The sequence below is a fragment of the Cryobacterium sp. TMT2-17-1 genome, from assembly GCF_004402765.1.
GTDB lineage: Bacteria > Actinomycetota > Actinomycetes > Actinomycetales > Microbacteriaceae > Cryobacterium > Cryobacterium sandaracinum.
Map to the genome: position 1 here is coordinate 24,978 of NZ_SOGC01000037.1, position 12,481 is coordinate 37,458.

General features: G+C 62.4%; 9 protein-coding genes. 4 read left to right on the forward strand and 5 right to left on the reverse strand.

Going from position 1 to position 12,481, the window contains the following annotated elements:
- Positions 1-9 precede the first annotated feature (9 nt).
- Both E3O47_RS09985 and E3O47_RS09990 read left to right on the forward strand, forming a co-directional pair.
- Positions 10-1,263: a hypothetical protein gene (locus E3O47_RS09985; protein WP_134420393.1), complete on the forward strand. Its 1,254-nt coding sequence runs from the start codon at positions 10-12 to the stop codon at positions 1,261-1,263.
- Positions 1,260-1,964 (forward strand): DapH/DapD/GlmU-related protein, encoded by a 705-nt coding sequence (locus tag E3O47_RS09990; protein WP_104102499.1) that lies wholly within the window; start codon positions 1,260-1,262, stop codon positions 1,962-1,964. The genes E3O47_RS09985 and E3O47_RS09990 overlap by 4 nt, the downstream gene beginning before the upstream one ends.
- Here E3O47_RS09990 and E3O47_RS09995 read toward each other — a convergent pair.
- On the reverse strand, positions 1,961-2,563 hold the full coding sequence (locus E3O47_RS09995; protein ID WP_241976903.1) for a CDP-alcohol phosphatidyltransferase family protein: 603 nt from the start codon (positions 2,561-2,563) through the stop codon (positions 1,961-1,963). The genes E3O47_RS09990 and E3O47_RS09995 overlap by 4 nt on opposite strands.
- A 397-nt stretch (positions 2,564-2,960) precedes the next feature.
- Between E3O47_RS09995 and E3O47_RS10000 the strand changes: the two genes are divergently transcribed.
- Both E3O47_RS10000 and E3O47_RS10005 read left to right on the forward strand, forming a co-directional pair.
- Positions 2,961-7,034: a LamG-like jellyroll fold domain-containing protein gene (locus E3O47_RS10000; RefSeq protein WP_134420395.1), complete on the forward strand. Its 4,074-nt coding sequence runs from the start codon at positions 2,961-2,963 to the stop codon at positions 7,032-7,034.
- Positions 7,035-8,525, forward strand: coding sequence for a glycerophosphodiester phosphodiesterase family protein (locus tag E3O47_RS10005; RefSeq protein ID WP_134401791.1), 1,491 nt, complete (start codon positions 7,035-7,037; stop codon positions 8,523-8,525).
- A 32-nt stretch (positions 8,526-8,557) separates the two neighbouring features.
- On the opposite strand, the gene E3O47_RS10010 is transcribed toward E3O47_RS10005, so the two are convergent.
- The 4 genes from E3O47_RS10010 to E3O47_RS10025 are packed head-to-tail and all read right to left on the reverse strand — an operon-like array spanning position 8,558 to position 12,447.
- Positions 8,558-9,859 carry a glycosyltransferase gene (locus tag E3O47_RS10010; RefSeq protein ID WP_134420397.1) on the reverse strand — a complete coding sequence of 434 codons (1,302 nt, stop codon included), beginning with the start codon at positions 9,857-9,859 and terminating at the stop codon, positions 8,558-8,560.
- An 8-nt stretch (positions 9,860-9,867) separates the two neighbouring features.
- Complete coding sequence (locus tag E3O47_RS10015; RefSeq protein ID WP_104102488.1) at positions 9,868-10,845, reverse strand: GDP-L-fucose synthase; 978 nt, start codon at positions 10,843-10,845, stop codon at positions 9,868-9,870.
- Positions 10,842-11,966 carry a GDP-mannose 4,6-dehydratase gene (gmd, locus tag E3O47_RS10020; protein ID WP_241976914.1) on the reverse strand — a complete coding sequence of 375 codons (1,125 nt, stop codon included), beginning with the start codon at positions 11,964-11,966 and terminating at the stop codon, positions 10,842-10,844. Before gmd ends, E3O47_RS10015 begins: the two co-directional genes overlap by 4 nt.
- Positions 11,967-11,976: 10 nt before the next feature.
- Entirely contained in the window at positions 11,977-12,447 is a 471-nt protein-coding gene (locus E3O47_RS10025; RefSeq protein ID WP_104102482.1) for an adenylyltransferase/cytidyltransferase family protein, read from the reverse strand.
- Positions 12,448-12,481: the final 34 nt, after the last annotated feature.

The window sequence follows — 12,481 nt, forward strand, 5'->3', positions numbered from 1 at the left end:
CGCGCCAGCATGAACACCATCGTCGGATACTCGATTTCGATGGTGCTCCTGGCTGTCGTCTCGCTTGCGGTCATCCCCTCAATGGTCATGGCAAGCGGCGCGGCAGCGTGGGGAATGATTGCGGCAGGCCAGTCCATCGGCGGCGTGGGTGCGGTTATCGTGGCTTACGGCTGGGGTCTCTCCGGGCCGGCCTCCGTGGCGAGGGCAGACGCGAACATGCGACTCACCGCATATGCGGAGTCGGTTATCTGCAAGCTGCTGATCATTGTGCCCGTCGGCCTTCTTGTTTTTTCGGTGGCCTGGGGTGTCGGTCGCGACTACGCCATCTTCGCCGGAGTCGGTGCCCTGTCCACGGCGACCGTGGGACTGACCGCGAACTGGTGGTTCGTCGGTCTCATGCAACCGTACCGACTCTTGGTTTTCGAAACCGTCCCGCGGGTTCTCGGGACCGGCATCGGCATTTTCTACATGACTCACGGGTCGAGTGCTCTCGTGGGTGTGCTCTGGCAGCTGATCGGTATGGTGACGGCATTCGTGGCCTCCACCATATGGATCCTGCAACCGTGGAGACTCCGTCGACTCCGGTCGCTTCCGCGCAGGCGGATAGGGATGGTGCTTTCTTCGCAGCGGCTGGGTGTCACCTCGACCGTGCTTTCCTCGCTGTATACCTCGACCCCGATTGTCATTGTGTCGTTGATCGCCCCGGGCGCGCAGCCGGTTTACGCCGTTGTCGAGAAGGTGCAGCGCCAGGTGATCGTGGGACTCGGCCCATTCGTCACGATCCTCCAGGGCTGGGTGCCCAAAGCTCGAAGGCAGGACCTCGTCCGCCGAGTCAGGACGGGGCTGGTCGCCGCCGTGGTGTTCGCGGTTGCGCTCGCCGGTCTCATGCTGGCCGTAGCCCCGGAACTGGTGCGTTGGCTCGGCGGCGGCCAGATCAAACCGTCCTTTGTCACCTTGATACTGATGGCGCTGATCACCGGAGTGAGCCTGATCGAGGCGGTCGTCAGCAAGGCCTGCCTGGCGGCATTGCGCAGACTCGATGTGGTGACCGGGGCGACGGCCATCGGAACTCTGGTCGGTCTACCCTGCGTCGCGATCGGAGCCGTGTCCTGGGGGGCAGAGGGGGCGCTCTGTGGTATCTTCGCTGGGCTTTCGCTCAGGCTTCTGCTTGAACTCATGGGCATGCGCCGCGCAATCGCCCAGCGCAGCGAGGATGCGCTCGACGTGACAATGGTTCCGGAAATCGGGGTGAGCGGCTCTTGAGTCAGATCAAAGACGCGATGAGGGCGCTGGCTTGGGCGCTGCCGGCGAGCACGGCTAAGAACCGGCTCCTTCGCTCGATCGGCCACGACATTCATCCGACCGCAATGGCGCGATCCTGTCTCGTCCTTCGGGTCACACAGGTCTCGATGGGAGCGAACAGCCGGATAGGCCGATGGAACCTGCTCAAGAACATGCGCCGGGTGTCAATCGGTGATCACGCAACCATCGGCCGCTTGAACGTTTTTTCATCCCACCCCGTGTACAAGCGGCTCTACCCGGACGGCGCGGCACTGGAAATGGGGCCTCATTCAAAAATTACGAGCCGGCATCAGTTCGATTGCTCCGGCTCCATAGTGATCGGCGAGTACTCCAGTGTCGCCGGGCACGAAACCAAGATTGTGACGCACAGCATCGACGTTCGACGAAATGCTCAGGCGGCATATCCGGTGCGAATTGGAGCCCGGAGTTTCGTCGGAGCGCGCTGTCTGCTCTTCGGCGGCGCTATCTTGCCGGATCGGTCGGTCCTGGCGGGAGGATCGGTGCTCGCCCGTGCGAGATCGGGCGGGTTGCCCGGACTATGGGCGGGTGTTCCGGCCGCGCTCCGCGGGCCGATCGACGGTGAGTGGTTCGAGCGTTCGACCACGGGAACCAGTCGGGTCTTCATCCCGGCTACGGGAGAAACGGTGGAAGACGCGCTTTAGCCGCGGGCAGACAGTGCCCGGAACCATTTGCCGAGCAGTAACGCCATGATCAGCGCGTTGGCGGCCAAGAGAAGGCTGTAGACCACCACGAAAGCACCGGGCCAGCCAGTGAGGATGAAGCTGAGCGAGAGGATCCCGTAGTCGGCCGGCAGCAGAGCAATGGCCCTGGCTCTCGAGGGGCGACGAGCCCCGCCCTCGCCGATGGCCGAGGTCGTGGAGGTTGCGTTGGCTGAACGGCGCAGGAGCAGCTCAGTCAGCAGGCCACCCACGAAGGTGACAACGGACACGACCTGGAATGCGAGGGGCACGAGATACCAGATCGGCTCCGTGGACCAGAAGCGGTACGCCGTGATGAGGATCGCTGCGTGGACGGCGACGATCTTGCCGGCGTCCACGACGTGGTCGAGCCACTCGCCTGCGGGGGAACCTCGGCCGGTCAGGCGCGCGACCTGACCGTCTGCCGAATCCAGCGCAAAGCCGAGAACGAGGAGGACCGCAACGCCGACGGCTCGGATCGGGCTTGGTTCTCCGCTGATTAGGAGAACAAGACCCGCCCCGGTCGCAAGGGCCGACAGCCCGGTCACCTGATTGGGCGTCATCCTGAGCCCAAAACACACCGAGGCCAGCACGCGCCCCAACGGTCGATTGACGTATCGCGTGTACAGCGACACCCCGGTCTGTGCCTTCTGCGCACTCGCAAGCTGTGCGTGAGCTTCACGAAACTGTGTCATCACGGGCCATCCTCGGATTGATTGAGCGTGGGCAGCGTGCCCCGTCCTCGGCACATGTTAGCCCCTCGTCGGACGTCACTCCTCCGGGGCATTGCGGGTGTGGCGCACAGGGCGTACGTTTCCGCCGATCCCACTTTTCGCTAAACGTGAGCAATGCTTTCTTACCCAAAGCGCTCCAAGGCCGCGTGAGGCTGGATTCCATAGTTCATTCGCGGTCATCAGAGCTTTTCGGCGATGAGGCTGTTCACCCGAGGGATAGGTAGCTATGCGTAAGCTTGCCGCAATTTTCACGACCGTGGCTGTCGTGGCCGGACTCGTCATAGCGAGTCCCGTGCCACAACCGGCGTCGGCGCTCTCCGGCGGCGTCGCCTTCAGTGCGGACAACCTGTCGACCTGGCAGACGAACGGCGTTGTCTACGGAGTCGGAACGGTGCACGGAAAAGTCGTGGCGGGCGGAACATTTTCTGAGATCAGGCCGCCCAGCGGCGGTGCGGGAGTGCCGAGGAACCAGGGAACGCTTGCGATTTTCAACGCGGAGACAGGAGCCCCTGACAGCTGTCAGTTCGCCATGACCCTTAATGGGGCCACGCCGACCGTGCGGTCGGTGGTTGCCTCACCCGACGGCAACACCATCTACATCGGGGGCAATTTCTCCTCCGTCGGCGGGGTGAACGCCGCGCGGGTAGCCGCGATCGACCCGGTCGCCTGCACCGTCAAGCCGTTCCGGGTGGCGGGGGTGTCTTCCCTCGTCCGCGGCATGGCTGCCACCTCGTCCACCCTGTACCTGGCTGGGGAGTTCCAGACCGTCGGCGGCCAGGCGCGCAAGCGCTTTGCAGCGGTGGACGCGACGTCGGGCGCGCTTCTGCCCTGGGCCCCGGCGGCTGACACTGTCGGGCGGGCCGTGGCCGTCTCTCCCGACCGCAGCAGGGTAGCCATCGGTGGGGACTTTTTCACGGTCAATGACCAGGATTCCCACTCCATCGCGGTCGTCGATGCGACCACCGGCGCAAACGTGCGTAATTACCCTCTCGGCTTCATCCCGCGTACCTCGGTGACCAAGACCTTGTGGTCGGACGGCACGGCGTTCTACGGGGGCAACGAAGGAACGGGGGGCGGAGTCTTCGACGGTCGCTTCGCCGTCAATTGGAGCACACTCGACCAGACTTGGCGGGACAACTGCCTGGGCGCAACGCAGGCGGTGCTCGAATACCAGGGCACCCTGTATTCCGCGAGTCACGCGCACGACTGCTCATCGAACAACGCCTTTCCTGACGGGAGACGGATGTTTTTGATGGCACAGAACACCTCGGACGCGGCTTTGCTGGGCTGGTTCCCGACTTCCAATGACGGTACGGGCGAAGGAATCGGCCCGCGTGCTCTCACCATTGCCACCGGCGCCACAACGGGAAAGAAGTACCTCTGGTACGGCGGTGAGTTCACTGTCATCAACGGCGTAGTCCAACAGGGACTCACACGCTTCGGTCCGGATGACGTCGGTGCGCCGCCCACCCCGGTCGTTGCAGCCGAGGCGCTCACTTCGGGCGCCAATCAGATTCGCTTCCGCACCGTGGTCGACCCTGACGACAGTGCCTTGACGTACAACGTCTACCGGAACGGCGGAGCGACCCCAATCTGGACCGGCTCTGCCAGTTCCCTGTGGTGGACCCGTCCCCAGGTGACCGTCGTTGACACGAATGTCGCCGCGGGCACGAATTACACCTACCGGGTGACGGCGAATGACGGGGTCAACACCAGTCCGCTGTCGGCGTCAGTAGCAGCCCGCGCCGTCACCAAGGGGGTTGACTATCCCACTCAGGTGATCCAGGACGGAGCCAGGCTGTATTGGCGTCTGGATGAGGTTTCCGGTCCCTGGGCACAGGACAAGTCCGGTGCGACGGTCACCGGCCTGAACGGCCTATACAAGAACGGCGTCACCTACCGGGCGCCTGGCGCGATCGTCGGTGACACCAACACCTCCGCTACGTTCAATGGGACTGATGGCTACATCTGGAGCGACCAGCAGAAACCGGCACCCACCACTTACTCGATCGAAACCTGGATCAAGACGACATCCACCCAAGGGGGGAAGATCATCGGATTCGGGGATGGTCGGCCGAGCACCGGGACTGGCAACACGAACCTGAGCGGGAATTACGATAAACACATCTACATGGATAACCAGGGTCGCCTGACCTTCGGTGTCTACATCGGTCGCACCGAAACGATCAAGACGGCCTCGTCGTACAATGATGATAAGTGGCACCACATCGTGGCAACCCAGAGCGGGTCCGGGATGAAGTTGTTCGTGGACGGCGTCCGGGTGGGCCAGAACGCCACCAGCACCAGCCAGCAATACAGCGGTAACTGGCATGTCGGTGGCGACAACCTGAATGGCTGGCCCAGCCAGCCGTCTAGCGCTTTCTTCGGCGGCCAGATAGACGACACCGCGGTCTATGCATCCGCCCTGAGCGCCGCGCAGATCGCCCAGCACTACACTCTCGCTGGGGGAACCCTCGCCGTTCCGCCGACCCCGACAGACGCGTATGGAGCCAGGATCTACACGGACGAGCCTGATGTGTACTGGCGCCTCGACGAAACCTCTGGAAGCACGGCGAAAGACTCATCGTCTGACGCCCAGAGCGAAGGAGATTACGGCGCTGCAGTCCAGCTGCAGCAGCCGAAGGCGATCAAGGTCGGGACTGCCGTGCAGACCAGCGGAACTCAGGACGGCGGCATTGCGACCAAGACCGCACGCTCATCGGTTGCCCAGTTCTCCACGGAAGCTTGGTTCAAGACGGACACGGCATCCGGCGGGAAGATCGTCGGCTTTGAGAACGTCGCAACCGGGCAGGGTTCGAATTACGACAAGCAGATCTACATGACCAATTCCGGGAGCATCATCTTCGGCGTGTACGTCGGGGGCTTCCAACTCATCGAATCGCCGGCGGGATTCAACAACAACGCCTGGCATCACGTAGTGGGCACGCAGGGACCCGATGGGATGAAGCTCTACCTGGATGGCACAGAGGTCGGCTCGAACCCTACCAACTTCAACCAGGCGTTTGACGGCTACTGGCGTGCCGGTGGTGGCAACCTCAACAGCTGGCCCTCGCAGCCCGCGAGTCCCTACTTTGCGGGCACGCTCGACGAGATGGCGGTCTATCCGTCGGCCTTGAGCGCGGCGGCCGTCGCGGCTCACTATGAGCTGGGCTCCAACACCGCTCCCGACGTCATGGCGCCGAGCGCTCCCTCCGGCCTGACGTCAACCGTCTCAAACGGCTCCGTCGCGTTGGCCTGGATTCCGTCAACAGACAATGTCGGCGTCACCGGCTACGCGGTGCACCGCGGGTCTGCATCCGGCTTCGTCGCTGACGCCACCAACAAGATCGCCGACGTGACAGCTTCGTCCTATACGGATCCGGGGCTCGCCGACGGTACGTATCATTACGTCGTGATCGCCTACGACGCCAGAGGCAACGCCAGTCCGGCTACCGCGTCGGTTCCCGCGACGGTGGCGACCCCCGACACTGTCGCACCAAGCGTTCCGACTGGTCTGACGGCGTCGGTGTCGGGGAGTGCGGTTTCGGTGGCCTGGACGGCGTCGACGGACAATGTCACGGTGACGGGTTACTCGGTGTACCGAGGGACTACGGCCGAGCTCGTCGCTGATGCGTCAAGCAAGATCGCGGATGTCTCGGGTGCGTCGTATTCGGATCCCGGTCTGGCGTCGGGGGTTTACTTCTACAAGGTGGTGGCGCGTGATGCCGCCGGCAATGTGAGTGCTGCCTCTGGTGCCGCGGAGGCGACGGTTCAGGCCGCCCCTGTGGGACCGGTGGTCCTTACGACCGGTGCCAGCGAAGACTCGACGACGTACCAGGTGCTTCCCACGACCAACTTCGGGTCTAATAGCCAGTTGTCGTCCCGGGGGGCGGGCACGTCGCTGATCGAGTCGTACCTAAAGTTTGCAGTCCCGGCTGCGCCGGTGGGCACTGTGCTCAGCGGGGCGACCCTGCGGATTCGAACCTCGACCGACTCGACCGCCGCCTCGGTGGATGCCCAGACATTTAAGCTGCTGAGTGGGAATTGGACGGAGGGCACGGTGAACTGGAACAACCGACCCACCGGTCTGGGAGCGGATCTGGGGAGTCTCACCGGCGCATCGGCGACGAACACGGCTTACTCGGTCCCGCTCGATGCGGGGCAGCTGAGCGCTCTCTCTGGTTCTACGGTGTCCGTCGCGCTGGTCAGTGCCGGCCCGGACAACCTCCGGCTGTGGTCGACCAACAGCACCAACGTCACCTATCGCCCGCTGCTCACCCTGACCTACACAGCGAGCTGAATGTCCAGCGGTACCGACGTGCAGAGCACGGCTGACATCAGCCGCGCTCCGTTCCTGCCGCCAATAAACCGAAGACAGTTCCTCCTGGCCGGCGCCTCAACACTGCTGCTGTCGGCTTGCCAAGCCACGCCCGCTCCCCCGGTCTCCGTACTCCCGACTGCTGCAGCACGATATGCAATCGGAGATCTCCTCGGAACGACACCGTTCTACATAGCTCACCGTGGCTCCGGAGACAACTGGGTCGAACACAGCTTCGATTCGTACAGCCGCGTGATCGACAGCGGGGCCAAAGCGATCGAAGTCTCGGTCAGCGCCACCTCAGACGGCGTGTTGGTGTGCCATCACGATCTGACGACCAAACGGATGACGGGTGTCGACCTCCCGATCGCGGAAGTCACCTGGGAGGAACTGTCGCAACTTCGCAGCGACGCGAGAGCCTGGCTCGGCCCTGCGGCAGAACGGGAGCCGCTGCCGTTGCTCGCCGACGTACTGGATGCCTTCGCCACAACGCACGTGATCTTTCTCGAAGACAAGCAAGGCACGAATACGGAAGCCCTGCTCAAGGTCATGGACAGCTACTCGCACTCCACGGAGCATTTCGTCTGGAAACAATGGGCAGGTGCAACGCAATACACACTGGTCGACGGGCACGGTTACACAACCTGGGGATACTTCACTCCGGAACTTTTCGAGCGTGCAAATGAACTTGCGCCTCGTTTCGATTTGCTCGGGGTGTCACACAGGGCGACGGATGCGCAGGTGGCCGTGTTGGTGGGCTTCGGCAAACCGGTTATCGCGTGGGAGGTGCACTATCGCTCGATGCGTGACCGGATGAGCGACCTCGGCGTGGCCGGGATGATGTGCTCTAATCTGCCCTACGTGACCGGGACGACCGCTGGGAGTCAGGGTGACGCCTTCGGAACCGGGCTGCGGGCCGCCGGCGACCTGCCCTGGACCATTGACGAGGGCACTCTGGTGCAGCCCCTGATCGACGCGGGCGCCGCATCCGTGGCACTGGACCACCGGGACGTGCAGAGCTACTTGATGGGCTCAATGTGCCCGGTGGGTCCCGGATCATACCGGATCACGTGCGAGCTCCGTTGGCCGGAATCGCTTCCAAGGGAGGAGCAGCACGCCGGGCTCGCCTTCGGTGCCGCCGACGACCGCCCTTACCGAGTCAGGGTGGCCAGCGATGTGTCCGGGTACCACATGATTCTCCGGGCGAACGGCTCCCTTGAATTGTTCAGCCGGGTCGCGGGGACGACCGAGGGCACGCGATTGAGAGCGGTGCTGACCGCCCCACCACGGGCTTCGGAGTGGGTGCGTCTCCAGATCGAAGTCCTCGCAAACAGTATTCGGATCCTGCGACTTGACGGTGACGGCTGGTCGATGGACATCGATGATGCGAGCTACCGGGGAGGCTATTTCTGGCTATGCAAGAACTACCAGGATGGACCGCCGGTCGAATTCAGGTCAATCCTCGTCAGTTGATGTCCATTCGTTCCGGGCTGTCCATTTCCGCTTCACGGCGGTTCGATTGCATCCGTCGCCCCGGTCAGAATCGGCCTCGCCAACCGATTTCTCTCGACACCGCCGTCAACGGCTCCCTTCTCCAGAATTCGCCGAATCCGGCCGATTGCAGCGTCTGAGGACAGGAAGTCGGCCGAGAACTTCCGCCCGGCCGCCCCGTACGCGGCCGAAGACTCCGCATCGCCACCGAGCATCTCGGCCGCGTCCACAAGGTCGCCGGGGACCGCGGCGTTGATTCTGATTCCGCCGCCGGCCAACGCCAGCTCATCGGCGGTGACACTGGATTCATCAGTTGCCGCGATGACGGGTAACCCCGTGTTGAAGTACGTCGTGAGTTTGCTCGGTACGCACATTTCCGTCAAGCCAGGCCGCTCATTGACGAGCAGGATGTCTGCGGCTGAGAGGGTCGCCTGGAACGCTTCTTCGGGTAGGGGATCGATGAATTCGAGACGGCGGTTTCCGCCCATGGCTTCGAGTTGATGCCGCTTGTTTCCGTCGCCGAGGAGAACGAATCTCACTCTCGATCCCCGCTTCTCTGCGATCTCTGAAGCGTGGACAACGTTCTCGAGAGCCTGTTTGGCACCCATGTTCCCCGCGTGGAGAACGACGATATCATCCGATTTCCAGCCTCGAGTGGTGCGCACATCTTCCCGACGGTGGCCGTTCGGGTAGTCGGTGTGACACCAATTGCGAATGACCTCTACGGAGTCGGCGTCGATGGCCAGCTCCTCAACCAGATAGCGCTTGAACCGCTCGTGGATCACGACGACTGTGTTCGCACTGCGGAGGATGGACCGCTCGATCCCGCGGAGCAACCAGGTGGCCAGGCGGCCCCCTGTTCCACTTTCGGACACTCCGAGGCTATAAATGTCCTGCACCCAAATACAGGTGTTGGTATGGACCAGGCGCGCGCGCAGCATTGCCGCGCCCACGGAGAATAAGGCAGGTGTAACCAGCACGGCGACGTCGGGCTTGTCCCACTTGCTGAACACTGCCCGAATCCCGAAGCTGAGTTCCATACCCAGGCGGTTCCACAGACGCGGTTTCGACGGCACACCGTGAGGGGCCCTGGTGACATTGACACCTCTGATTCTTTCGTGCGCATGCTCGCGCCCGTGTACGCGGTTGTGGCCGTCGTAGCCGTCGTAGATCCGCCATTGCGGGTAATGCGGATTGCCGGTGATCACAGTGACCGGGTGACCGGTCGCGGCCAGTGCTTCCGAGAGCCCAGCGGTGTAGACGGCGATGCCGGTCGGCTCGGGGGAATAGTTGAGTCCAATAATGGTGACCCTCATCTGCCCGCTCACCGCCCGCGAAAATCTGCTTGATGGGAAACAAACCAGGCGTAAGCGTCTTCGAGGCCGTCCTCGAGATCGATCGTCGGCTTCCAGCCCAGCGCCTGGATGCGGGTAACGTCCATCAACTTGCGAGGAGCACCATCGGGCTTGCTGTTGTCGAAGGTCAGACGGCCGGTGAAGCGGGTGACTTTGGCGACCGCCGATGCCAGGTCGTTGATGCTGCAGTCAGAGCCGGTCCCGACGTTGACGTGCGACAGCATCGGCGTAGTGCTGGCCTGGTACACCTCCCGGTCCAGTTCCATGATGTGCACGCTGGCCGCCGCCATATCGTCTACATGAAGGAATTCCCGTCGCGGGCTGCCGCTGCCCCAGATGACGACCTTATCCTCCCCGCCTTCTCGTGCGTCGTGGAAACGCCTGAGTAAACCGGGGATGACATGGCTGAAGGATGCGTGATAGTTGTCTCCGGGACCATAGAGATTCGTGGGCATCACGCTTCGGTAGTCCCGCCCGTACTGGCGATTGAAGCTCTCGCACAGTTTGATTCCGGCGATCTTGGCGATGGCGTACGGTTCGTTGGTGGCTTCGAGCGTGCCGGTCAGGAGCGCGTCTTCGGCCATCGGTTGGTGGGCAAACTTGGGATAGATGCAGGACGAGCCGAGGAATAGGAGCCTCGGAACGCCGAAGTCGTGCGCGGACTTGATGATGTTGGCCTCGATCAGGAGGTTGTCGTAGATGAAATCCGCCGGCGAGGAGTCGTTGGCTTCAATCCCGCCGACTTTCGCGGCAGCGAGATAGGCCTGATCGATGTGATTGCCCTCGAAGAAGGCCCGAACGGCTCGCTGGTCGACGAGGTCGAGTTCCGAATGACTCGCGGTCACGATGTTGACGTAACCCAACGACGTGAGTCTGCGCACGATCGCCGAGCCCACCATCCCGTTGTGTCCCGCGACGTAGACAGCAGCGCCGGTGTTGCGGTTCACCAGCTTTCCAGGGACACGAGGGAGGGAAAACCGTGACTTTTCAGGAGGGCGGTTTTCTGCGCGATCATCAGGTCGGAGGCGACCATCTCCGCGCACATCTCCCGCACGCTGATCTCCGGCAGCCAGCCCAGCTTCAGGCGCGCGCGTGTCGAGTCGCCGAGCAGAGTGTCGACTTCGGCTGGCCTGAAGTACCGGGGATCGACTCGCACGATGACGTCTCCCGGGCGAACGGCAGGGGAGAGTTCTCCGACGACGCTGTCGACGATGCCGATCTCATTCAGGCCCTCACCCTCGAATCTCAAGGTGATGCCGAGCTCGCTCGCCGACCATTCGACGAATTCGCGCACAGAATATTGGACTCCCGTGGCGATCACGAAGTCTTCCGGTGCGTCCTGCTGGAGCATCATCCATTGGAGCCGAACGTAGTCGCGTGCATGGCCCCAGTCGCGGAGAGAGTTTAGGTTTCCGAGGAACAGGCCGGACTCGAGACCCTGGGCGATGTTAGCGAGGGCCCGAGTGATTTTCCTAGTCACGAACGTCTCACCGCGACGCGGGGATTCGTGATTGAAAAGAATCCCGTTGCAGGCGTACATCCCGTAAGACTCTCGGTAATTCACGGTCATCCAGTAGGCGTACAGCTTGGCGACCGCATACGGAGAACGGGGATGGAAGGGCGTGATCTCACTCTGGGGTGTCTCCCTGACCAGTCCGTACAGTTCAGATGTCGAGGCCTGGTAGAACCTCACCCGGTCCGTCATTCCCAGCAATCGCACCGCCTCAAGCAGGCGCAGGGTGCCTAGGGCATCGATGTCAGCGGTGTATTCGGGCATTTCGAAGCTCACGGCCACATGGGATTGTGCACCCAGGTTGTAGATCTCGTCCGGCTGCACCTCCTGAATGATGCGGGTGAGGTTCGATGAGTCGGAGAGATCCCCGAAATGGAGGAAGAAGCGCGCGTTGCGCTCGTGCGGATCCTGATAAATGTGATCGATTCGCTGTGTGTTGAGCTGCGATGAGCGGCGTTTGAGTCCGTGCACCTCGTAGCCCATCGACAGGAGGAACTCGGCCAGGTAGGAGCCGTCCTGGCCGGTTACACCGGTGATGAGTGCCCGTTTCGGAATCATGGTTGTCCTATCGCTCGCTGTTGCTGAAGTCATGAACCGGTTGGTTGTCGGGCGCATTGGTGGACATGGCCGTCAGCGCAAGGCGAAGGGCCGTGCTCGAGGTCGAGATGGTGTACGGGAAAAAGATGACTTCTACGCCCACCTCGGCGAATTGGCGCTCAAGACGGCGACCTTTCTCGGTGCCCTTCCAGTCGTCGCCTTTGAAATAGACGTCAAAGCGAAGAGAGCGCCAGGTATCCATCTTGTTGTCGGCGATTTCAGCTACCGCTTCATTGACAAAGGCGATGTGGCGAACGATCTCAAGCCTCTCGGCCAACGGCACGACGGGTAGTGAACCCTTGGTCACCAGGAGCATCTCGTCAGACATCACGCCGGCGATCAAATAGTCGCATTGGCTCTTCGCGTTTCTAAGGATGTTGAGGTGACCGATGTGGAAGAGGTCGAAAGCCCCGCCAGCGTAGCCGACTGTCCTTGTCACGGTGATTCCTCCGTTGATCGGTTTTTCGCATTCT

Coding starts and splice junctions, on each gene's coding strand:
- E3O47_RS10010 (WP_134420397.1), bottom strand. CDS start 9,859: ATGAGGGTCACCATTATTGGACTCAACTATTCCCCCGAGCCGACCGGC.
- E3O47_RS09985 (WP_134420393.1), top strand. CDS start 10: ATGAACACCATCGTCGGATACTCGATTTCGATGGTGCTCCTGGCTGTC.
- E3O47_RS10000 (WP_134420395.1), top strand. CDS start 2,961: ATGCGTAAGCTTGCCGCAATTTTCACGACCGTGGCTGTCGTGGCCGGA.
- E3O47_RS10005 (WP_134401791.1), top strand. CDS start 7,035: ATGTCCAGCGGTACCGACGTGCAGAGCACGGCTGACATCAGCCGCGCT.
- E3O47_RS09995 (WP_241976903.1), bottom strand. CDS start 2,563: ATGACGCCCAATCAGGTGACCGGGCTGTCGGCCCTTGCGACCGGGGCG.